This window comes from Streptomyces smyrnaeus, assembly GCF_017676345.1.
GTDB lineage: Bacteria > Actinomycetota > Actinomycetes > Streptomycetales > Streptomycetaceae > Streptomyces > Streptomyces smyrnaeus.
The window spans coordinates 41,092-62,149 of the sequence record NZ_JAFFZM010000022.1 but is presented as its reverse complement, the minus strand read 5'-3'; the positions used below and the strand labels follow the sequence as shown (position 1 = coordinate 62,149).

Sequence of the window (21,058 nt, the reverse complement as noted above, 5' to 3'; positions counted from 1 at the left end):
CCCCTACTCGTATCCGATGGCCTGCACCACGTTCAGCTTGCCCGCGCGCCTGGCCGGGGGGATCGCTCCGGCGAGGGCGATGAGGACGGCGCCGACCGCCAGCCCGACGGCGGCCGGTGCCACCTTGAAGGGAATGTCCATCGCGAGCGCCTTGGCCATCACATCGGCCGACAGATAGTGCAGCGCGGTGCCGACGACGAGCCCCCCGATGCCGCCCAGCACGCTGACGGCGGTGGCCTCGGTGAGGATGACGCGGCGCACATACCGTCTGCTGCTGCCCAGGGCACGCAGGATGCCCAGCTCACGCCGGCGTTCGACCACGGACAGCATCAGCGTGTTGAGCAGCGCGAGCCCGGCGACGCCCGCGATCACCCACTGCAAGGCCAGCGCGAGCGAGCCGACCTGCTTGACAGCGGACTCGGTGGCCTTCACGCTCTCGCTGCCGTCCAGGACGTGCACGGGGTAGGGCTGCTCCTTCGTCCGCTGCTCGATGCGGTCGCGCACGGCGGCCTTGTCGGCTCCGGCCTTCAGGATCACCTCGTAGTAGGAGGCGCCGGAGAGCCCGTACCACTGGGTGATGCGGTCGAGGGAGAGGGCGATGAGACCGGCGTCCATGCTCACGTAGTCGACCACGTCGGCGACCCGGATGTGCTGCTCGCCCTTGGCGGTCGGCAGCGTGAGCGTGTCCCCCTCGGACAGCCCCTTCTCCTTGGCGTACGTACCGGAGACGACGGCTCCGCGGCCGGCGAGGAGTTCCGCGCGGGCCTTCTTCGAGGCGAGGCGGTAGGCGGTGGCGTTGCTGGGGCCGTCCATGCCCAGCAGCAAGGCGCGCTTGCCCGGCTGGTTGAGGTAGGTGAACTGGCCGGCCACCACCCGCCGCACCCCGTCGGTGTCCGCCAGCTGCTGCTGGGTGTCGCGGGGCAGCAGGGGCCGTACCGGCAGTACGTCCTTGGCGGCGCGCTGCACGATCAGGTCGGAGTCGGCGAGCGTGGAGACGTTCTTCGACGCGGCGTCCACCGTGTTCTGCGAGGACCCGGTGGTGGCCACCCCGATGGCGACGGCCAGCAGCACCGTCATGAACGTCGCCCACGCGCGGCGCGGGGCGCGTTCGACCGCGGACGCCGCGATCCTGCCGCTGGGCCCGAGCCGGGAGGCGAGCCGGGCGACGGTGCGGGTGATCGGGCCGATCAGCGCGTAGGCGAGCAGGATCACTCCCAGCAGCAGCAGTGAGCCGCCGCCGAAGGACCGCTCGTCGTCGAAGGCCGCCGCCGTCACGAACGCCAGCACGACGAGTACCGCACCGAGCCCGAGGGCCCACAGCCGGCCGCTGCGCCGCTGTTCGTCGTCCCCGGTGTCCGCCGACGGATTCGCGGTGCGCATGGCCTCCACGGGCGGCACCCGCGAGGCGCGCCGGGCCGCGAGCCAGGAGGCCGCGAGCGAGGCGGCGACGGCCGCCACGAAGGCGGCGGGTACGGCGCCGGCGGGCACCGCGAGCTCGACCTCGGCGTCCACGGCGTCGGTGATCACCGGTGGCAGCGAGTCGATGCTGGCGCCCGCCATCGCGTAGCCGAGCGCGCTGCCGACCGCCGCGCCGACCAGGGCGAGCAGCAGCGACTCCAGCAGGAAGTCCCGCATGACGGGGCGGCGCCGGGAGCCCAGCGCACGCAGCGAGGCGATCTCCCCGCGCCGCTCGGCCGCGGCCATGTTCATGCTGTTGAAGATGAGGAAGGCGGCGACGACGAGCGCCATGAAGGCGACGAGCAGGGTGATGTTGCGGACCATCGCGGTGGCGTCGTCGGCCTGATCGGCCCGGAACGACGGGTCGGCGACGAACACACCGGGGCCCAGTTCCTCGGCGATCCGGTCGCGCAGCGCCCCGGTGCCGGTACCGGAGTCGGCCACCACCAGGACCGACTCGACGCGGTCCCCGAGCCCGGCGAGGCGCTGTGCGACCGGCAGCGGCGCCACCAGATAGGCACCGCCGTTGACGCTCTCGGCGGCGTCCCCGTCGAGCGTGGCGGCGACCGGCGCCCGGTGCGACTGCCCGGTCATCGACGCGACCCGTACGGTGCCGCCTTCCTTTGCGCCCTGGACGCCGGGGCCCGCGAAGACGGCGCCCGCCTGGTCGCCGCTGCCCTGGCCCGCGTCCCGGACGGCGTCGGTGGCGACGCCCGACAGGTCGCTGTCGAGTGCGGCGGCCGACCGGTCGGTACCGAACAGCAGCATCCGTTCGCCGTCGACCTCGACGGGCGAACGCACCAGCGGCACCGCCGCCTCGACGCCTTCCACTTCACCGACCCGCTGCACGGCTTCGGCGCTGAGCCCTTCGTCGGTGCGGCCGGTGACCTCCACATCGGCGTTCCCCGCCACCTGGCCCGCCAGCCGCCCGGAGGAGCCGCCGACCGAACCGTAGATGCCGAGTACGGCGACGATGAGCGCGGCGGCGACGGTGAGCACGCCGAGCGAGAGTGCGGTGCGGGCCGGGTGGCGGCGCAGATAGCGCAGGTTGAACAGGCGCAGCCGGGCGGCGACGACCGCGGGGCCGGCCGGCTTGGGCTTCCGCTCTGCAGCGCTCACGGCCTCCGGCCCTCCCCGACGAACTTGGCCACGACATCCTCCGGGGTGCCGTCCGCGACGATGTCGCCGTCGGTCAGCAGCACGGCGCGGTCGCTGCGCAGTGCCGCGTCGACGCTGTGGGTGACCATCACCACGGAGCGTTCGGACCCGTCATGGGCGAGGGAGGCCAGCAGGTCGAGGAGTTCGTCGCCGGTCCGGGAGTCGAGGTTCCCGGTGGGTTCGTCGGCGAGCAGGACGCCGGGGTCCATGATGAGGGAGCGGGCGATGGCGACGCGCTGCATCTGGCCGCCGGACAGCTCGCCGGGGCGGTGGTCGGCACGGTCCGCGAGATTGACGCGATCCAGCAGCGCCAGCGCCTCGGCCCGTACCGACCCCAGCTTCTCACCGTCCAGCAGCCGGGGCACGGCGACGTTCTCCCAGGCCGTCAGCGCGGGCAGCAGATTGAAGAACTGGAAGACGAACCCGAAGCGCCTGCGCCGCAGATCGGAGAGCGCGTCGTCGTCCAGGGTGGCCAAGTCGGTCCCGTCGAGGAGCACTCTGCCCTCGGAGGGGATGTCGAGCGCCCCCATGACGTGCAGCATGGTGCTCTTGCCCGAACCGCTCGGCCCGAGCACGGAGACGCACTGCCCGCCCCCGAGCGTCAGCGACACGCCGTTCAGGGCGCGTACGGGCTGCCGTCCACGTACGTAGTCGTGCACCACGCCGTCGAGCCGGAGTGTGGCCATGTACGGGGTCTCCCCTCTGCCGAGGCGGACCGCCATGTGCGGAACCTGGCGGCCTGGTTGCCGGGTCGGCTGTGCGTCCGTGCCGGGGACAGTCTCGCCGACAGCCAACCGGGAATCCAATGGATCATCAGGGACCGGCCACCTCCTGCCCTTTGGCCGCGTCGCGCAGGGCATGCCGGGCGATCTTGCCGGTGGAGGTGCGGGGCAGCGCGTCGACGAGGTGCAGCACCCGGGGCTGCTTGTAGCGGGCCAGCCGGGCGCGCAGGTGGTGGCGCAACTCCTTGCGCAGCGCCCCGGATTCGGCTTCGGCGTCGTCGTGCGGTCTGACGTAGGCGACGACCTCGATGGTGGCGTGCTCGCCCGGTACGCCGATCACGGCGCACTCGGCGACCGCGGGATGCCGCAGCAGACAGTCCTCGATCTCGGTGGGTGCGACCTTGAGACCGCCGACCTTGAGGATGTCGTCGGAGCGCGCGACGAAGGTGAACACGCCGTCCTCGTCCCGGCTGAGCTGGTCGCCGGTGCGTACCCAGCCGCCCACCATGGTGGCGTGGGTGGCGGGCTGGTTGTTCCAGTAGCGGGCGGCGTTGGCCTCGCCGCGCACCCACAACTGGCCGATCTCGCCGGGTCCCAGCACCTGTCCGTCCTCGTCGCGCAGTTCGGCCTCGAAGCCGGGGACGACGGTGCCGCAGCAGCCGGGCGGGGTGGCGCCCGGCTCACCGGCGATGAAGATGTGCAGGCACTCGGTGGAGCCGAGACCGTTGACGATGTCGGCTCCGGTGGCCTCCCGCCACCGCTCGGCCAGCCGGGCGGGCAGCGGCTCCCCCGCCGAGACGTACCGCCGCACGCTCGTCAGATCGGCGTCCCCGCTGCGTTCGGCGACGGTCAGCATGGCGGAATAGAGCGCGGGGACCGCGCACAGCACGGTGGGGCGGCAGCGGGCCACCAGGCGCAGCACGCGCGCCGCGTCGGCGGACTCGGGCATCAGCAGGGTGGCGGCGCCCGCCGCGAGCGGGAACAGGAAGGAGTTGCCGAAGCCGTAGCCGAAGGAGAGCTTGGCCGCGGACAGACACACGTCGTCGCGGGTCAGCGCCAGGCGCTTGGGGAACGTGTCGAGCACCGCGAGCAGCCCCCGGTGCAGATGGACGACGCCGCGCGGAGTGCCGGTGCTGCCGGAGGTGTACTGGATGACGGCCATGTCGTCGACGCTGACGGGAGCGACGGCGCACTCGTCGGAAGCGGTGGCCAGCCGGTCGTCGAGCGTCGGCTCGGGACCCTGGTGCTCCGTCGCGGCCGCCGCGACCCACACCTGCTCGGGCCAGGTGGCCTTGGCCAGTTCCCGGGCTCCGGGCGCGGCACGTACGGCAGCGAGTTGCCCGGGGCCGACGACGGCGAGCCGGGGGCGGCAGTCGGCGAAGATCCGCGCGTAGTCGTCGGGGGTGAGCTGGGTGGCCAGTGGTACGGGTACGGCACCCAGCCGCAGCAGCCCGAGGACGCAGGCCAGGTGGTCGGGGCTGTCGGGCAGGGCGAGCGCGACGCGGGTCTCGTACCCGACACCCGCGGCGGCGAAGGCGTTCGCGGCACGGCAGGATCTGCGGTGCATCTCGCGGTAGGTGACACGCTCGGTCTCGGTGAGCGCGCAGAGGGCGTCGCCGTGGCCCGCTGCCAAGTGGTCGTCCAGGAAGCGGTGGACGCTGTTGCCGTCGGGCGGTACGAGCGCTGCGCCGCCGTCGCTGGTTCCGGAGCCGGTCGTCATGCGGAGTGACCTCCCTGGTGGGACGGGCCGGTGGAGGGTGTGCCGGAGGTGGACGTGCCCAGGACGAGCGCTGTGGCGCAGCTGCCGGGTCCGGCGTGCTCCGCGTGCTCCGCGGAGTCCGTGGTGAGCACCAGCGCGGTGTCGTCGGGCAGCGTCCGGTGGTGCAGACCGAGCACGGTCAGCGCCGCTTGTACGGCGCCGGTGGCCCCGGCGCAGTCGCCGAAGGCGGCGTCGACGGCGGGCACGGGGTAGGCGGGGACGGTGGGTGCCGTGGGCGCGGTGGGTGTGGTGCGGGCCAGCCCCGCCTCGCCCAGCGCGGCGTGGGCGGCCCGCTGCCCGGGGCGGGTGACGGGCGGGCCGAAGGCCGAGCCCGCGCCCAGCAGGCGGGCCAGCGGTCGGGCGCCCCGCGCCCGGGCCGCCGCCGCTTCCTCCAGGACGAGGACCACGGCCGCCTCGCCCGCGACGGTCTCGAAGCCGCAGCCGGGTTCCGGGCCGGGTCCGGGGCCCGGCGCCGCGCGGCGGCGTGCGGTCAGTTCGGCGTAGCCGAGGAGTTGGACCCCGCCCGCGAGCATGGTGGTGGCAGCGCCGGAGTCGATGGCGCGGGCCGCCGCGGCGAGCGCGTCGAGGGACGCGGCGCGCCCGGTGGAGACGGTGAGGTTCGGCCCGGCGGCCCCGGTGAGGATGGAGACGGCGGAGGCGGGTGCGTTCAGCCCGGTCTGCGGGCCCTGCGCGGGGTTGACGCCGCGGACACCGCGTGCGAGCCGGGCGGCGAACAGCGCCGCGTAGTCCTCCAGACCGCCGCTCGTGGTGCCGGCCGCGATGCCCACGGACGGGTCCTGTTCCCAGGAGGCGGGCAGCCCGGCGTGCCGGCAGGCGTGCACGGCGGCGACGCCGAACGCCTTGCTCTCCGCGCTCAGCGTCCGGATGCCCTTCTTGCCCAGGTGCTCGGCCGGGTCGTAGGGCGGGAGCGCGGCCACCCGCACCGGTGGCGTCGCAGGCTGCCCCGGGGGCGCGGGCAGGGTGCGTTCCACCTCGTTGCGTGCCGGGGCGCCGCCGACGGCGCGCTGCCGCAGTGCCTCGTGCCCCACCCCCGCCGAGGTGAGCGCGCCGACGCCGGTGACCACCACCTCCCTCATGCCCGCTCCCCCGTTCCTGGTCCGCGCCGCGCCGGCTCGGTGTCGGGCCGGGTGAAGACCACGCAGCAGTTGTTGCCGCCGAAGCCGAACGCGTTGTTCATCACCGCGCGCAGCGGCAACCGCCGGGCCCGGTCGCGCACGAGCGCGAAGTCGTCGGTGAGGCAGTCCGGATCGGGCGCTTCCACGTTGGCGGTGGGCGGGACGACACCGTCCCGCAGGGCCAGCACGCACGCGGCGGCGGCGAGGGCCCCTGCCGCGCCCTGTGCGTGGCCGAGCAGCGATTTGAGGGCGGTCACCGGCAGCGGGGCGTGCCGGTGACCGTCCCCGAAGACCTCGGCGAGGGCCCTGGCTTCGACGGCGTCGTTGGCGGGGGTGCCGGTGCCGTGCGCGCTGACGCAGTCGATGTCGTCGGGGGCGAGCCCCGCCGTGCGGAGTGCGGCCCGCATCGAGCGGGTGGCGCCCTGCCCCTCGGGGTGCGGGGCGGTCATGTGGTGGGCGTCGGAGTAGTTGCCGTGCCCGGCGACGACGGCGAGGACGGGGGCGCCCCGGGCGCGGGCGCTGTCCTCGGCCTCCAGCAGCAGCACGGCCGAGCCCTCGCCGAGCAGCAGTCCGGCGCGGTGCGTGTCGAAGGGTCGTACGACGTCCGGGGAGAGTGCGCGGAAGCTGGTGAACATCAGGAACATCGCCTCGGACAGCTCGTCGGTGCCGCCCGCGAGCATCGCGTCGGCGCGGCCCGCCGCGACGGCGTCGGCGGCGTGTGCGACGGCCCCGTTGCCGGCGGCGCAGGCGGTGGGCAGCAGCAGGTTCGGCCCGTACAGTCCGAAGGCGGCAGCGGGCAGCGCGCTGATCCGGAAGGGGTTGTGCGCGGGGGGCGTGCGGCGGTGCCACGGCTGGGACGGGGCGGTGTGCGACGCGGGGCCCGGTGGCGTGCCCGCGTCCTGCTCCGAGAGGTGCGCCGCCCGCAACGGGGCCTCGATCCCCGGCCTGTTGCCCACGACGATGCCGAACGAGGCGCCCACCCGGGTGTCGTCGTACGGTCCGGTGAGCCGGCCGTGCCCGTCCGCGAGTCCGCCGTCGGCCAGCGCCATCCGGGTGGCCGCCAGTACGAAGGACTCGCTACGGGTCAGCGGGCCGTGCCCGTACGCCTCGTCGGGCCAGGGCGGGGTCCAGTCACGGATCTCACCGCCCCGGTGGGTGAGGCAGTCGCCGGTGTCGAAGAGGGTGACGTCTCCGGTGCCCACGTGTCCCCGGCGGGCGGCGGCCCAGAACTCCTCGGCGCCGACACCGAGCGCGGAGACGACTCCGACGCCGGTGACGACGACCCGACGGGCGAGGCCCTGCCGCATTCACACCCCCAGTGCGCGCCGGGTGACTTCCACCGCCGCCTTCACGGAGGTCATCTCCGTCTCGTCGGCGACGGAGTACTCCACACCGAGCCGGTCGCGGAGGGCGGCGACCAGCTCCAGGCGCAGCAGCGAGTCGCCGCCGGCCGTCTCGAAGTCGGTCTCGTCGGCCAGTTCCTCGGGTTCGAGTTCGAAGATGCGCAGCGCGGTCTCCCGTACGACCGCGCGTATCTCCTGCTCCGTCCTGGGGGTCGTCATCCGGTCCTCTCCTCTCGTTCCTGTGCGTACTCGGCGCCGGCGGGCGGCCCTCCCCGCCGCGGGTGGCCGCCGCGTACCAGGGCGACCGCGGTGCGTACGGTCTCCCGGCGGACTCCGCCGGACCAGTGGAGGCGCTGGGTGGTGACGGCCCAGAAGGCGAGGCCGCCCACGAGTCCGGGGAGGAGCTCCCAGCGGGGCGCGTACAAGAGCGCGGCGACCGCCAGGGACAGCACCCAGTACTGGTAGAAGAACTCCCTCGTCGCGTGCCGCTCCCCCGGTGTCGCGGCCCGCCACAGGCAGCGGCCCAGCGCCGCGGCCACCGGGATCAGCAGCAGCCACAGCCAAAAGCGCGGCGGGAAGGCACCGGTCAGCACGAAGAGGGCGACCAGGAAGTAGGTGGAGCCGACCATGGCGGCCGCCAGCCGGGCGCCGTGCCGCCGCAGCAGGTCGATCCACGCGCTGTGGTAGCCGATGCTGGCGTCACCCGCCAGGTCGGTGAGGTCCTTGGCGCCGCCCAGCGCGAGCAGGGTCACCATGCCGACGGCGAAGAAGGGCAGCCCGTACCCGGCGAAGTCGCGCAGCACCTGCGCGTCCCAGTGGTCCTGCGCCAGCACGGTGCCGATCACGAACGTGCCGCCGAAGTGGAAGGTCAGCAGCAGAGGGGCGAGCCACCGGTTGCGGGACAGGCGCAGCCCGTAGGAGTAGTTGACGCCGCTGAAGCCGGCGAGGAAGAGGAACAGCGCCAGCCACCAGTCCGGGTGCGCGATCAGCAGCACGACGTCCAGCACCAGCACGGTGCCCCAGCCGACGAGTGCCGCGCGCCGTAGCAGCGGAAAGCCCGCCCGGTGGCACAGGGCGGTGCGTTCGGGGCGGTTGATCTCGTCCTCGGTGCGGTCGGCGAGCCTGTTGAGGGACTCGGTGCCGAGGCCGTGCGCGCACCAGTAGACGGCTCCCAGGGCCACCCACTGCCAGCGTGCACGGCCCTCGGCGACGAGGGCCGTGTAGTAGGGCAGGAAGTACAGCGCTGTGAAGCGGACGCTTGTGGCGCGCAGGATCGCGCCTGTTCTGGTCAAGAGATCGCAACCCCATGGTGTGGACTGCTGCTGCGAGTGTCTGCCGGTGCTCAGCCGGCCCGGTGGGCGACGCCCGCGCACAGTGCTTCGAGGGTGTCCTTGGCCGGCCCTTCGGACAGCGGTGCCAGCGCGGCGCGAGCACGCGCGATGTAGGCGTCGAGCCGTTCCCGGGTCCGCTCGACGGCCGGATGGCGGCGGAGCAACTCGGTCGCCTCGGCGCGCTCCTCGGCGGTCAGCGTGGTACGACGCCCGGTTCCCGGAACGGGGCCGAGGATTTCGCGCAGCCGCTCGCTGTCCTGGCCGGTCCCGCTGAGCGCGTACAGCAGCGGCAGTGTCGGCGCGCCCTTGAGGAGGTCGGTGCCCTGGCGTTTGCCGGACCGCTCCTCCTGGCCGAAGAGGTCCAGCAGGTCGTCCGAGATCTGGAAGGCGACTCCGAAGGCGTCCCCGTACTCCTCCAGCGCCCGCACCACCGTCTCGCCCGCGCCCGAGGTGAGCGCCCCGAGGCGTACACAGGCCCGGAGCAGCGAGGCGGTCTTGTCGGAGACCATGGTGACGTAGTAGTCGGTCGGGTCCTCGCCGTCGGCGGGTCCCGTCATCTCCCGGATCTGCCCGGTCACCAGCCGCACGAAGGTGTTGACCTCCAGCCGCGCCTCCTGCTGCGGCACGGTGGCCAGCAGCAGGAACGCCTGCGCGAACAGGAAGTCCCCGGTGAGGATGGCGACGGCGTCGCTCCAGCGCGCGTTGACGCTCGTGCGTCCGCGTCTGAGCGAAGCGCCGTCCAGGACGTCGTCGTGGCACAGCGCCGCGGCGTGCACGAGTTCGCATGCGGCCGCCGCACGCAGCACATCCGGGTCGTCCGGATTGCCGAACCGGGCGGCGAGCAGTGTCAGCATCGGGCGGTACCGCTTGCCACCCGCGTCGATGAGGTGGCGGGACGCCTCGCGCAGCAGCGGCGCATCGGAGTGGATGGAGTCGCGGATGAGGTCTTCGACGACGGCCAGATCGGCCTTGAGTGCGCTTGCCAGTTCCTGGTCGGTCAGCGGGGGCTGTCCCGCTAACGGAGTCTTTCCGGCATGCTGCCCTGTGCTCACACCTTCCCCCTGTCTGTCCAACGACCCGCCTCGGCACGCCCGCGCCTGATGCGGCGTCAGAAGGGAGACGGTCGGTTCGAACGTGACTGGTGCCTCGGCCAGAGTACGGAACTCACGTGCCGGGCAACAGGGGTTCGAGTGAGGCAGGGTGATCCTGGTGATCGGACAACTGCCCGCAAAGACCGGGCAGTTGATCACGGACGCGCGGGATGATCACGGATGCGCGGGATGGGTCAGCGCGCAGCGCCGGAGGCGGCGAGGGCGGCGATCACCCGGTGGAGCTGCGCGGCGGGGTCCGGAGCTCCTGGCCAGCTGGTCATCAGAAGGTGGTGGGCGGTGCCGACCAGAGCGAGCGCGAGAGCCTCGGGGTCCGCTTCGGCGGCCACCCGACCCAGACGCTGTTCGCCGGTCAGATAGGCGGCGACGGCCTCCTGGACCGATGCGAAGCCGGGGGCTCCGGCGGCCATCGCGTCCCGGAAGCGGGCGGCAGCGCCGGGACGGGTGACGGCGAGGCCCGCCATGGCCGGGCCCGCCGAGGTGAGAAGCGCGGTGCCCACGGCGGCGAGGTTCGCGGTGACCGTCTCCTGGCCTGCCCGTTGCGGCAGTTCGGCGGCGAGCGCGGCAGTACGCGAGAAGCGGTCGAGGACCAGTTCGGCGACGAACTCGTCCAGGCCGCCTCCGAAGTGGGCGTGCAGCATCCCTTTGGAACAGCCCGCCTCGTCGGTGACGGCCCTGCTCGTCAACGCACCCGGGCCACCACGGGCGACGACGCGTTCGGCGGCGGCGAAGAGGCGTTCGCGGATGTCGGGGACGGCCACGCCACGAGGGGACATGAGGGACCTTTCGGAAGGATGAGCAGTGACGGATGGACAGTATGGGCGCGCGCCCATACTGTGCTCCCACACTTTGGGCACACGCCCATACTAAGCTTCCCGGAGGTCGAGGTTGGCCATGCAGCAGATCGTCAACAGCGAGCAGGCACAGGCGTGGAACGGTTACGAGGGGCGGCACTGGGCCCGCAACCAGGAGCGCTGGGACGCCGTCAACGAGGGGTTCGACCAGCCACTGCTGGACGCCGCGGCCCTCACACCCGGCGACTCGGTCCTGGACATCGGCTGCGGCGCGGGCGCGACCACCCGGCTCGCCGCCCGCCGGGCCACCGACGGGCACGCCACCGGCGTCGATCTCTCCGGACCCATGCTGGAGCGTGCGGAGGCCTCCGCACGGGCGGAACGGCTCGACAACGTGACGTTCGAGCAGGGCGACGCCCAGGTCCACCCCTTGGCCGGACGCGGCTTCGATGTCGCGATCAGCCGTTACGGCGTGATGTTCTTCGCAGACCCTGTCGCCGCCTTCACCAACATCGGCCGCGGACTGCGCCCCGGCGGCCGACTCGCGTTCATCTGCGCAGCGGACGCCGAGCAGAACGAGTGGCTCCAGGCACTCGCCGAACTCCGCGACCACCTGCCCATCGGTGAATTCGGCGCGACGGGCGGGCCGGGCATGTTCTCCCTCGCCGACCCCGCGCGGGTCCGCGAGGTGCTGACCCCGGCCGGGTTCGCCGACATCGCCGTCGAGCACACGGAAGCAGCCGGAAGATGGGGACAGGGCGCCCAGGACGCGGCCGACTTCCTGCTCGACTCCGGCCCCGGCCGGCACCTGCTCGGCCAGGTGGACGCGGAGGCCGGCGCGCGGGCCCGCCATGCACTGGTCGAACTCCTGCGCAGCCACGAGGACACCGAGGGCGTGGTGCGGCTGCGCAGCTCCGCCTGGCTGGTCACCGCCGTACGCCCGTGATCCGAGTGCCCGCCGTGCCGTGGCGCGGCACGGCGGGCGGCACGACACGGCACGGAGGGGGCTGCGGGACGACATCCCGCAGCCCTCTGGCCATTACTGTACCTACTAGTATGTACAGTACGTCGACACCCGCGGGCGCTCGCCCGCCACACCGAAGGAGAGCCACTGCCATGCCCTTTGTCCGTATCGACGCACTGCGGGCCGACGCGGAACGACTCGACGCGCTCGGCCGGGCCGTGCACGACGCGCTGGTCGAAACGATCGGCATCCCACCCGACGACCGCTTCCAGGTCCTCGTCGGCCACGACGGCACCAACAGCACGCTTCGCTACGACACCTATCCCGGGGTGCACCGCGACGACGGCATCGTCTACGTGGTGATCACCATGCGCTCGGGGCGCACCCCCGCACAGAAGCAGGCCCTGTACCGGCGGATCGCCGAACTCGCCCAGCAGTACGCGGGGACAGAGCCGCGGAACATGTTCATCACAGTGACCGAGAACGAGTCGGCCGACTGGTCACTCGGCAACGGCGTGGCGCAGTACCTGTGAGGCGCGCGCTTCATCTCATCGAAGTCGAGATCCAAGGGAGCCGAGGGCGGGAAGGGAAGGGCGTCGGCGTCACATCTCGGCCTGTGCGGAGCGGGCGCCGACGGCGGGCAGCAGGCGGAGCTTCTCGTCGCTCTCCGAACCCGGCGTGGCCGTGTAGACCAGCAGCGCCTGGGCCTGGTCCGGATCGAGGAGCACCTGGCAGTGCACCTGGATCTCGCCCAGCTCGGGGTGGTGGAACCGCTTGGGTTCCACCCTGGGCACACCGACCTCGTGCGCGCTCCAGTACTGGGCGAACTCCTCGCTGGTCTCCAGCAGCCGTTCCACCAGTGCCTCGGCCCGGCTGCCCCTGCCCTGCCGGGAGTAGGCGGCGCGCAGCTCAGCGGCGAAGAACCTGCTGTGGCGCGGATGGTCCTCCTCCGCGTATCTCAGCCGGGTGGCCGGGCGGGCGAACCAGCGGTAGTACATACTGCGGTCCGCTCCCGTGAACCGGGACTCGTCACCGACCAGGGCCATGGCCAACGGTGTCTGCCACAGCGTCTCGGCCAACTCGTTGAGGACCTGCGCCGGAGTGTCGTCGAGGCGCCCCAGGATGCGCATCAGTCCGGGCGCGATGTGGTCCGAGCCGGTCCGTGGGGGCGGGTTGTGCCCGGCGATACGGAACAGATGGTCGCGCTCGGCGAGCGACAGATGGAGCCCGCGGGCGATCGCCGCCAGCATCGGTTCGGACGGCTGCGGACCGCGCTGCTGCTCCAGCCGGCTGTAGTAGTCGCTGGACATACCGCTCAGGGCCGCCGCCTCCTCACGCCGCAGCCCCGTGGTTCGACGGCGCGGACCGCGGGGCAGGCCCACGTCCTCCGGTTGCAGAGCCTCCCGGCGTGTACGCAGGAAGTCCGCGAGCTGTGCTCGGTCCACGGTCCGACGCTCCCTCTTCCCTCGTTCCTCGATCGCGTTCTTCCCGCTGGGCCGCCCGGGACCGCCCGGCCGCCGCTTACAGCAGCATGCCGCCCGACGCCTCGACGCGCTGTCCGGTGATCCAGGACGTGCCCTCGTCGAGCAGCGCCGCGGTAGCGGCACCGATGTCGTCGGGCTCCCCGACCCTGCCCATCGCCGTGACCGAGCCGAGGGAGGTCCTGGCCGCCTCACTGTCGCGGACGGTACCGCCGCCGAAGTCGGTCGCGGTGGCGCCCGGCGCGATGGCGTTGACGGAGATGCCGCGCGGTCCCAGTTCCTTGGCGAGGTAGCGGGTGAGCACCTCGACGGCACCCTTCGCGGCAGCGTACGCCGAGGTCTCGACAGCGATGAAACGGGTGAGTCCGGTGGAGGTGTTCAGGATGCGGCCGCCGTCCCTGAGCAGCGGCAGCAGCGCCTGGGTGAGGAAGAAGACGCCCTTGACATGGACGTTCATCAGCCCGTCGAATTCCTCTTCGGTGGTCTGGACGAACGGCTTCTGGACGCCGTGGCCGGCGTTGTTGAGCAGGATGTCGAAGTCCTCGCGGTCCCAGTTCTCCTTGAGTGCGCCGCGCACGGTCTCGACGAAGTCCGGGAAGGCGGCGGTGTCCGAGGCGTCCAGCGGCAGCGCGACCGCCGTCCGGCCCATGACCCGGATCTGCGCGACGACGGCCTCGGCCTCGTCGGCGTGCGAGCGGTAGGTGAGCAGTACGTCGGTGCCCGCCTCGGCGAGGTGCAGCGCCGCGCTGCGTCCCAGTCCGCGGTTGGCGCCGGTGATGAGGGCGATGCGTGTCATGCCGTGTTCTCCGTTCGGTGGTGCGTACCTGCCTGCACCACAACGGTGCGGCGGCCGGGGAACGGGAGGAAGGCAGCAGTTGTCAGGGGATCGCCGGTCCCCCCTTAGGGTGCCGTGGGGGGATCCGGAAAAATCTTCGATCACCGTGAACTTTTCCCTCCGGCCCGCCGTCCAAGACTGTGCTCGGCCGCGGTGGCGGGGACAGCACGAACAGGGAGTGAACGACAGCAATGGCACGGGACGCGGACCTCACGCACGCCACCACGGTGACGGGACGGCGCGAGCGGGAGACCACCGGCGAGGGCCCCGGCCGGTACGCGCGGTCCGGCTGCCGCGTCCGGCGCCCGGCGAGACCCGCGGCCGTTGCCGTCATGTTGCTGACGGCCGGTGTCCTGCTGGCCGGGTGCGGTGAGAAGGACAACGCCGCCTCGAAGCCGCGCCGGGTCGACGGTGACGCAGCCCCGGCCGGCGTCACCCCGCCCGAGAAGCAGAAGGGCAGCAGCGGGGGCAAGAGCGACCACGGCGATGCGAAGAAGAAGTCGAAGGGCGGCGCCGCGTCGTCCTCCGAGGCGACCTCGGGCGGCTCCGGACGACCGGCCGACTCAGCCGGCACCTCGGGCGGTTCCGGCGGCAGTGGCGACAGCGGTGACATCGGCGGGAACGGCACGCAGCCCGGCTCCGGCGCCCCGGGTTCCGCGTGCACCGCCTCCGAACTGAACGCGTCCATAGGCCCCAACAGGCCGGGAGCGGGCCAGAACCACTACGCGCTCGTCTTCACCAACAGTTCCGGCCGGACCTGCACGGTGCACGGCTTTCCGGGATTCGCCTTCATCAACGCTGCCGGTGATCAGGTCTCCGTCCCCCCGGAGCGGGAGGGCAGCAGCTCGCAGGCGATCGAACTCTCCTCCGGGGCGAGCGCGTGGGCGCCGCTGTCGTACGCCAACCCGCAGATGACGGGCACCCGGACGGTCACTCCGGACGCCGTCCTGCTCACCCCGCCCGACCAGCGGGCCCCGCTCCGGGTCGACTGGTCCGGCGGCCCCGTCACCGCCACGGGCGAGGCGTCGGTGCCGAAGATCGGCCCGCTCTCGCCCGGCAGCGGAAGCTGACCGCCGCACCCCGACCGCCACCCCGCCGACCGCGCCGTGAACGGCGTAAGCGGAGCACAGGCGCGCACAGCCGTACGAAACCGTGCCGAGGAGAGGAAGAACCGCGTGACCGACGAGCAGTCCGAGCAGCGCCCCCAGCAGCAGGCCGACGCCGCCCCCTGGTGGGCCGGAACGGGACCTGTGGGCGGTGTCGTACTGATCCTGCTCGGCGTCGGGGCCGGGCTCGCGCTCTTCCTCGGCGGCTTCGACTCCCAGGACGAGCTCACCCATCTGCACGGCGCGGCCAAGGTGGTGGCCGTCGGCCTCGTGGTCGCGGGCACGACCTTGCTCGCCCGGCGGCGCCGCACCGGTGACGAGGGCGACGCCGCCGGGAGCGACGGCTAGGAAGCGGAGCCGACCGGGACTCCGGGGCCTGCTCCCTCCCGCAGAGAGAGACCGGCCCCTCTTCCGCAGAGAGAGGGGCCTCCCGCAGAGCGAGGGGTCAGCCGGCGGCCGGCCCCGGGCGCAGCACCACCGGCAGCGTCTGGTGGCCGTTGCTGATGAGGGACGGGACGGGGCGCAGTTCCTCCACCGGGACCCCGAGTCGGGCATCGGGGAAACGGGCGAAGAACTTCTCAAGTGCCGTGGTGGCTTCCAGTCGGGCGAGAGGCGCACCGAGGCAGAAGTGCACACCGTGGCCGAAGGCCAGGTGCTCCGGGCCGGGTGCCGTGCGCGTCAGGTCGAAGACGTCGGCAGTCTCCCCGTGCCAGTCCGGGTGCCGGTTGGCGGCCGCGTAGGAGGCGAGGATCGGCTCGCCCTTGCTGATGACCTGCCCGTCGGGCAGTTCGATGTCGCGTACCGCGAAGCGCAGCGGCAGGTGCTTGACGGCCGGTTCGAACCGGAGGGTCTCCTCGACCACGTCGGACCAGCCGACACGGCCCTCGCGCACCAGCGCCATCTGCTCGGGGTGGGTCAACAGCACGGTGATGGCCTGGTCGAGGAGGTTGACCGTGGTCTCGTAGCCCGCGCTGATCATCAGCAGCAGCGTGTCACGCAGCTCGGCCTCCGTGAGCGCGGAGCCGTCTCCCTCCTCGTCCCGGGTGTCGATGAGGAGCGAGGTCATGTCCTCGCCCGGCCGCTCGCGCTTCTCGGCTATGAGGTCGTCGAGCACCCCGTACAGGCTGGCCGTGTTGGCCGCGGCCTCCTCGGGGGTGAGGGTGGTGGCGAAGACGTTGTCGACCAACTCGCGGAAGCCCTCACGGCGCTCTTCCGGCACCCCCATGAGGTGGCAGATGACCTGGATCGGCAGCGGGTAGGCGAACAGCTCGCGCACGTCCGCCGCTTCTCCTTCGGGCGTGCGCTCCAGTCCGTCCAGCAGGTCGTCGACCATGCGTTCGACCCGCTCGGTGAGGGCGGCGATACGCCGCGCACTGAAGGACGGCGCCACCATCCGGCGGAGTCTGCGGTGGTCGCTGCCGTAGGAGGTGAACATGTTCTCCACCGCGACCCACAGTGCCAGCGGCCAGGTGGGGGCGGTCTCGGCGAACTGCGGCCAGTGCTGCCGTGCGTCCTTGGAGACGTCCGGGCCGGTGAGCAGTTTCTTGAGAAGTGCGGGGTCGCTCACCGACCAGGCGGTGACACCCAGCAGGTCGACCCGGGTTGCCGGGCCGCGTTCATGCAGGGCCTTGTGTTCACCGTGCGGGTCACTGCCGGTGGGGTCGAGAATCAAAGGCTCGGAAACAGACACGGTGAGTCGCAATCTCCGTTCGGGGCGGGGAGTTGACGCGGTGACAACTGCCACAGTACGAGCGGATCAAGCGTCCGTGTAGAGGGCAGACGGCGCAAGATCATCTCACGGTGAATCGGCTCACTGATCATGGAGGGGCGGCTCGGAGGGAGAAACCGGACCCGGGCCCTCCGACAGCGCCGCCCCCGAACCCGGCCCTCCCCCGCCCGGCCGGCGCCGGCCACGGCCGCCTGATCGTCGAGCGCGGGCGTCCGAACGCGGGGCACCGAGCGCGGGCGTCCGAACGCGGGGCACCGGGCCGGCGAGCCCCCGCGCGGCACGGGCCGGCCGTCAGTGGCCGCCCAGGGTGACGGCTCCGCCCAGAATCTTGCCCAGGGCCTGCTCCGCGATCTGGAGCGCCGCCTGTTCACGCGAGGTCAGCTCGCCGGACTTCGGGGCGGGCGCGTCGGCGGCCGCGGCGGGGGGCACGGCGAGAGCAGTCGCCGCGAACAGTGTCGCCAGCGTCAGTGCGGTGCGACGGGACATGTGCGCTCCTTCGGAGGGTCACGGACAGTGCGGGACCCAGCGTCCTGAAGACGCCCCCGGGTGGCTGGACGGCCGGTCCGGGGCTGCTGCGAAAGGACCAACCGGTGCCACTCCTGGGGCTGTCCCCGTCCGGTTGCTGTTCGACCTCACTGTTCGACGCCGCCCAGCAGCCGCTCCGCGCGTTCCTCGACCAGCCGCACCGCGCCGGGCTGGCGGCCGGGGACCCGGCGGCGGAGGAGCACCAGTTCGGGGGCCAGTTCGCGGGCCAGGTCCTCGTCGTCCAGCGACTGCCACTGGTGGTGAGCACGGTCGACGGCGCCTTCCACCTCCAGGGCGTTCTCCGCCTCACCTCGTTCGAGGCGGCCCCGGGCGACCTGCAGCCACAGTTCGCAGCTGCGGGCCGGGGAACCGGCCAGGCGGGCGAGGTCGGCTCGGACCTCGACCCAGTGCAGCGCTCCCTCCGAGCCGGGGCCCTCGGTGCGCTCGGCGGCGTCCTCCCAGGCGGCCGCGAGCGCCTCGGCCTCCTGGTGGCGGCCTGCCCGCGCGGCAGCCATGATCGTCTCGTGCGGGTCCTCCACCGGCTGGGTACGCGGGGCAGGGGCCGCCACCGGCGGTCGAGCGTCGGCGGGCCGGGCCGCCGCAGGTGGCGGCCCGGTCCGGTGCCAGGGGTCGGTGCCGCTCTCGGGCGCGCCCGGGGCGCCGTTCTCGGGCGTGGCCGGCGCCGGTGCGGACGGTGCGTACGGGGTCGGTGCCCCAGCGGGCTGCGGCTGGTCGTTCCCGCGCTGCCACTCGGCCGGCAGGTCGGGGTGGGCCTGGGGCTCCCAGCCGATCCGGGCGGGCGCTGCCCCGGGGTGGTGGCCGTTGGGCAGGTCCGCTCCCTGCGCCGCAACCGGAGCGGACGCCGGATCCGAGGCCGGGGCGGGAAAGCCCGCGGTGGCCGTGGCCGAGGCCACGAACAGCGCCTGCTCGTTCTCCGTCGTACCGGAGACGGCCGCGGCCCGCTCGTGCAGCTCCGCGAAGGGCAACCGGCCGCCCGCGCGCCACAGGCGCACACACTCTTGGAGGTATACCGGTTCGACCGGCTCGTTGCCGCCCCGCAGCCGCCGCCACTTCGACTCCCGGTTGTGCCGCACCACTCGGCCGAAGACCCCGACGCCCGGGGCCTGTGGCAAGCCGCTCGCCTGGATCGCCTCCCAGGTGCCCGACTCCGCCGCCACATCCAGGAGGACCGTCGTCGCCCTGGGGGGCCTTATGGCCAACTCGCCTATCAGCCACTCCCAGGGCAGACCGCTGTAGCGCACCGCTGCCGAGTGCTGGCCGGGCGCACCGAGCCCGATGTGCAGTCCGCCCTTGCGCGGGTCCTTGCGCAGCTCCCCGACGATGACGACCAGAAGCTGACCCGACACCCCGGCGACCAGGCGCACGCGTGCCAGCACCATCTGCGGGTCGACCGGGCCCACCAGTTCGACGACGCCCGTACCGCCTCTGCCGCCGACGGCTTCACCGCCGGCTCCGGCCAGTGCCGCGCTCCAGGACACTCCGCCCAGGCCTGCCACCACGACGCCGACGTCCATCAGCCCGCCGCCGACGCCCGCCACCACCAGCACACCGTCGCCCGCGCCCTCGGGGCCCACACCCGGAACCGACACCAAAACCCCCCACACACCAAACCGATCAGAACACGGACAGTTCTCAGCCCAAGGCCCCGGCGGGCCGTTGCCGCCGCTCGGGTCGGAGGTGGTCCGTGCCCGGCCACACCGGGCCAGGCACTCGCGCACCCGTCGGGTCGGCAGCCGAACCCCTGCTGACAGCGACCTCCAACCTTTCGACGGCGGACTCCAATTCAACACGACCGCGTGCCGGTCGGCGATCCGGCTGCAGCTGCCGGGGCGGCCGGTGGGGGACATTGCGGGGGATTCGGACGCCGTACCGGTTCGCCACTCTGACGAGTGAAATTCACGCAACGTACCCCGATGGTTTCCTCTCCCGCCTTCACAGCCGGGATTGTGGCAAGTGAACAGATGAGGCATCGAGAACGGTCTCAGCACCCACCGAAGGTGATCAACTTCGATCACAGGAGAAAGAAGACAGGGCTTTTCCTCGCCCGGCAGTTCGACGTGCTGGCGTCTCCCGTTCATGGCGGCTGCTCGTGCAATTGCCGATGAATTTGCACGCGGCAGAAGCTCGTAGCGTACGGCCCGTCCTGAGCTGTAACTTCCGGCAGTAGGGGGACCGCAACGGAGGGAATGGGAGGGGAAGAGAACGTTGAGCGTTCGTATGCCCTTGCCGTGCGAACACCACTGCACCGCACATTCGGTGCGCCCGGAGACCGGCCGGAAGCCGGGCGCTCCGGAGCCCGAACGAGATGTGCCGGTGGAGTTCGCTGCTTTCTGCGCTCTTTACCGGCAACGGTATCTCGCGTACGCGCACAGCCGCCTGGCCGATGCGCGGCAGGCGGACACCGCCGTACGGCTGGCCTTCGCGGAACTGGCCGACCAGTGGGACCAGGCTCTGCGCAGCCCGCACACCAACGCCTACGCCTGGCGGCTCCTCACCCGGCACATCCGCACCCATGTGCGCGCGGCGGCGGAGCGCGACGAGCAGCAGGAGGACGGTGAGCAGAAGGACGGTGAGCAGGAGAGCGGCGACAGCCGGACCGGGCGCCGCGACCACTCGTTCCTGCCCGACCACGCGGACGACGCCCGCATCCTGCACCGGGACCTCGGCATGCCGCTGCTGGAGGCCACCGAGATGATGGGACACACCGCACCCCGGCCCCGCTGAGCGGCAGCGGCCCCGCCGAGCGCCCCGCCGCCGACGCGCCCTCGTTGCACCCGTGCGCTCCCGTGTGCGGTGCGAGGGCGGGCAGCATCCCCGCGAGCGAGGGGGTGAGCGGATGCACGGCCCTGCCACGGTCGGGTGGCTGCTGGTGGCGCTCTGCGCGGTGACGGGTCTCTCCTGCGTACTGCGGGCGCGCGGCGCCGGGTGCGGACAGCAGGCGGAGGCACGGAGCGAGGCGGCGATGGGATTCGCCATGGCGGCCATGGCCGTACCCGTGCTGTGGGGTGGGACGCCGACGCTGCACAAGGCCTCGGCATGGGCCTTCACCGCGGTCTTCGGCGTGCTGCTGATGCGCGAGCTGTGGCTGATGCTGATGGCGACCGGACGGCACGGGAGCACGTCCTGCGCGCAGCAGCTGCACCATCTGCTCGGCGGCGCGGCGATGGTCTACATGGCACTCGCCATGGCACTCGGCGCCCCGGCGGGAGGGGCGGGCGCACATCACGCCGAAGCCGGTGGTGTGCCCGTGGTGACGGGAGCGCTGCTGGCGTACTTCGCGGCGTACGTGCTGTGGACGGGTACGCGCTTGATGCCCGCTGCCACCGGAGCGGGCCGGCCGGCCCTGGCGGGCCACCACGGCGGCACCAGGGCCGTGGCGCCGCCGGTGGTGCGGCGCACCGGAGTCGCCGCGGGCTGCAGAGTGGCCATGGGAGCGGGAATGTTCGCCATGCTGCTGACGGTCTGAGCAGCGGCTCCCCACCGCTGGAGCCGGGTCGCCCGCGGCGGGCACGCGGCAGCGCCAAACGCCGCGGCGCAGTGAGCCGCGTCACTTCTCCACTGTCAGACGTATCACTGTCTCGTAACGG

At 72.7% G+C, this 21,058-nt stretch carries 20 protein-coding genes; 6 read left to right on the top strand and 14 right to left on the bottom strand.

Translation table 11 applies throughout. The features are described from left to right. Positions 1–3: 3 nt before the first annotated feature. The 9 genes from JW613_RS36055 to JW613_RS29065 all read right to left on the bottom strand — a co-directional run bounded on the left by JW613_RS36055 (position 4) and on the right by JW613_RS29065 (position 10,792). Positions 4–2,577, bottom strand: a complete 2,574-nt coding sequence (locus JW613_RS36055; RefSeq protein WP_209213865.1) for an FtsX-like permease family protein — start codon at positions 2,575–2,577, stop codon at positions 4–6. Next, complete coding sequence (locus JW613_RS29100) at positions 2,574–3,302, bottom strand: ABC transporter ATP-binding protein (RefSeq protein ID WP_099885768.1); 729 nt, start codon at positions 3,300–3,302, stop codon at positions 2,574–2,576. The genes JW613_RS36055 and JW613_RS29100 overlap by 4 nt, the downstream gene beginning before the upstream one ends. A gap of 127 nt (positions 3,303–3,429) precedes the next feature. Then, positions 3,430–5,058 (bottom strand): benzoate-CoA ligase family protein, encoded by a 1,629-nt coding sequence (locus tag JW613_RS29095; protein ID WP_209213864.1) that lies wholly within the window; start codon positions 5,056–5,058, stop codon positions 3,430–3,432. Next, positions 5,055–6,194 carry a beta-ketoacyl synthase N-terminal-like domain-containing protein gene (locus JW613_RS29090; protein WP_209213863.1) on the bottom strand — a complete coding sequence of 380 codons (1,140 nt, stop codon included), beginning with the start codon at positions 6,192–6,194 and terminating at the stop codon, positions 5,055–5,057. Before JW613_RS29090 ends, JW613_RS29095 begins: the two co-directional genes overlap by 4 nt. Continuing rightward, positions 6,191–7,540, bottom strand: coding sequence for a beta-ketoacyl-[acyl-carrier-protein] synthase family protein (locus JW613_RS29085; RefSeq protein WP_209213862.1), 1,350 nt, complete (start codon positions 7,538–7,540; stop codon positions 6,191–6,193). Before JW613_RS29085 ends, JW613_RS29090 begins: the two co-directional genes overlap by 4 nt. After that, the gene (locus tag JW613_RS29080) at positions 7,541–7,795 is read right to left on the bottom strand and encodes an acyl carrier protein (RefSeq protein WP_209213861.1); all 255 of its coding nucleotides are present in this window, start codon (positions 7,793–7,795) and stop codon (positions 7,541–7,543) included. Next, positions 7,792–8,868 carry a UbiA family prenyltransferase gene (locus JW613_RS29075; RefSeq protein WP_209213860.1) on the bottom strand — a complete coding sequence of 359 codons (1,077 nt, stop codon included), beginning with the start codon at positions 8,866–8,868 and terminating at the stop codon, positions 7,792–7,794. Before JW613_RS29075 ends, JW613_RS29080 begins: the two co-directional genes overlap by 4 nt. Positions 8,869–8,918: 50 nt before the next feature. Continuing rightward, positions 8,919–9,959, bottom strand: a complete 1,041-nt coding sequence (locus tag JW613_RS29070; RefSeq protein WP_209213859.1) for a polyprenyl synthetase family protein — start codon at positions 9,957–9,959, stop codon at positions 8,919–8,921. A gap of 233 nt (positions 9,960–10,192) precedes the next feature. Beyond that, positions 10,193–10,792: a TetR/AcrR family transcriptional regulator gene (locus tag JW613_RS29065; RefSeq protein WP_209213858.1), complete on the bottom strand. Its 600-nt coding sequence runs from the start codon at positions 10,790–10,792 to the stop codon at positions 10,193–10,195. A 118-nt stretch (positions 10,793–10,910) separates the two neighbouring features. Here JW613_RS29065 and JW613_RS29060 point away from each other — a divergent pair, with 118 nt between their 5' ends. Together JW613_RS29060 and JW613_RS29055 are read left to right on the top strand one after the other, a co-directional pair. Beyond that, positions 10,911–11,756, top strand: a complete 846-nt coding sequence (locus tag JW613_RS29060) for a class I SAM-dependent methyltransferase (protein ID WP_209213910.1) — start codon at positions 10,911–10,913, stop codon at positions 11,754–11,756. A 170-nt stretch (positions 11,757–11,926) separates the two neighbouring features. Continuing rightward, complete coding sequence (locus JW613_RS29055) at positions 11,927–12,307, top strand: tautomerase family protein (protein ID WP_209213857.1); 381 nt, start codon at positions 11,927–11,929, stop codon at positions 12,305–12,307. Positions 12,308–12,376: 69 nt separating this feature from the next. Here JW613_RS29055 and JW613_RS29050 read toward each other — a convergent pair whose 3' ends face one another. Together JW613_RS29050 and JW613_RS29045 are read right to left on the bottom strand one after the other, a co-directional pair. Continuing rightward, on the bottom strand, positions 12,377–13,219 hold the full coding sequence (locus JW613_RS29050) for a helix-turn-helix transcriptional regulator (protein WP_209213856.1): 843 nt from the start codon (positions 13,217–13,219) through the stop codon (positions 12,377–12,379). A 76-nt stretch (positions 13,220–13,295) separates the two neighbouring features. Then, the gene (locus JW613_RS29045) at positions 13,296–14,051 is read right to left on the bottom strand and encodes an SDR family NAD(P)-dependent oxidoreductase (RefSeq protein ID WP_209213855.1); all 756 of its coding nucleotides are present in this window, start codon (positions 14,049–14,051) and stop codon (positions 13,296–13,298) included. 230 nt (positions 14,052–14,281) lie between these two features. Between JW613_RS29045 and JW613_RS29040 the strand changes: the two genes are divergently transcribed. Then, a complete protein-coding gene (locus JW613_RS29040) occupies positions 14,282–15,160 on the top strand; it encodes a DUF4232 domain-containing protein (protein ID WP_245226458.1) in 879 nt (292 codons plus the stop codon). A gap of 105 nt (positions 15,161–15,265) precedes the next feature. Then, complete coding sequence (locus JW613_RS29035) at positions 15,266–15,544, top strand: hypothetical protein (RefSeq protein ID WP_209213854.1); 279 nt, start codon at positions 15,266–15,268, stop codon at positions 15,542–15,544. 97 nt (positions 15,545–15,641) lie between these two features. Here JW613_RS29035 and JW613_RS29030 read toward each other — a convergent pair whose 3' ends face one another. The 3 genes from JW613_RS29030 to JW613_RS29020 all read right to left on the bottom strand — a co-directional run bounded on the left by JW613_RS29030 (position 15,642) and on the right by JW613_RS29020 (position 19,060). Beyond that, positions 15,642–16,886 carry a cytochrome P450 family protein gene (locus tag JW613_RS29030; protein WP_209213853.1) on the bottom strand — a complete coding sequence of 415 codons (1,245 nt, stop codon included), beginning with the start codon at positions 16,884–16,886 and terminating at the stop codon, positions 15,642–15,644. A 330-nt stretch (positions 16,887–17,216) separates the two neighbouring features. Further along, positions 17,217–17,411 carry a hypothetical protein gene (locus JW613_RS29025; protein WP_209213852.1) on the bottom strand — a complete coding sequence of 65 codons (195 nt, stop codon included), beginning with the start codon at positions 17,409–17,411 and terminating at the stop codon, positions 17,217–17,219. Between the two features lie 146 nt (positions 17,412–17,557). After that, on the bottom strand, positions 17,558–19,060 hold the full coding sequence (locus tag JW613_RS29020; protein ID WP_307866080.1) for a hypothetical protein: 1,503 nt from the start codon (positions 19,058–19,060) through the stop codon (positions 17,558–17,560). 724 nt (positions 19,061–19,784) lie between these two features. Between JW613_RS29020 and JW613_RS29015 the strand changes: the two genes are divergently transcribed. After that, a complete protein-coding gene (locus JW613_RS29015; protein WP_209213851.1) occupies positions 19,785–20,195 on the top strand; it encodes a hypothetical protein in 411 nt (136 codons plus the stop codon). Between the two features lie 112 nt (positions 20,196–20,307). Then, positions 20,308–20,937, top strand: coding sequence for a DUF5134 domain-containing protein (locus tag JW613_RS29010; RefSeq protein ID WP_209213850.1), 630 nt, complete (start codon positions 20,308–20,310; stop codon positions 20,935–20,937). Positions 20,938–21,058: the final 121 nt, after the last annotated feature.

Excerpts from the sequence above, each read along its gene's own strand:
- JW613_RS29100 (WP_099885768.1), bottom strand. The coding sequence starts at position 3,302 with ATGGCCACACTCCGGCTCGACGGCGTGGTGCACGACTACGTACGTGGA.
- JW613_RS29095 (WP_209213864.1), bottom strand. The coding sequence starts at position 5,058 with ATGACGACCGGCTCCGGAACCAGCGACGGCGGCGCAGCGCTCGTACCG.
- JW613_RS29090 (WP_209213863.1), bottom strand. The coding sequence starts at position 6,194 with ATGAGGGAGGTGGTGGTCACCGGCGTCGGCGCGCTCACCTCGGCGGGG.
- JW613_RS29085 (WP_209213862.1), bottom strand. The coding sequence starts at position 7,540 with ATGCGGCAGGGCCTCGCCCGTCGGGTCGTCGTCACCGGCGTCGGAGTC.
- JW613_RS29080 (WP_209213861.1), bottom strand. The coding sequence starts at position 7,795 with ATGACGACCCCCAGGACGGAGCAGGAGATACGCGCGGTCGTACGGGAG.
- JW613_RS29065 (WP_209213858.1), bottom strand. The coding sequence starts at position 10,792 with ATGTCCCCTCGTGGCGTGGCCGTCCCCGACATCCGCGAACGCCTCTTC.
- JW613_RS29060 (WP_209213910.1), top strand. The coding sequence starts at position 10,911 with ATGCAGCAGATCGTCAACAGCGAGCAGGCACAGGCGTGGAACGGTTAC.
- JW613_RS29055 (WP_209213857.1), top strand. The coding sequence starts at position 11,927 with ATGCCCTTTGTCCGTATCGACGCACTGCGGGCCGACGCGGAACGACTC.
- JW613_RS29045 (WP_209213855.1), bottom strand. The coding sequence starts at position 14,051 with ATGACACGCATCGCCCTCATCACCGGCGCCAACCGCGGACTGGGACGC.
- JW613_RS29040 (WP_245226458.1), top strand. The coding sequence starts at position 14,282 with ATGGCACGGGACGCGGACCTCACGCACGCCACCACGGTGACGGGACGG.
- JW613_RS29025 (WP_209213852.1), bottom strand. The coding sequence starts at position 17,411 with ATGTCCCGTCGCACCGCACTGACGCTGGCGACACTGTTCGCGGCGACT.
- JW613_RS29010 (WP_209213850.1), top strand. The coding sequence starts at position 20,308 with ATGCACGGCCCTGCCACGGTCGGGTGGCTGCTGGTGGCGCTCTGCGCG.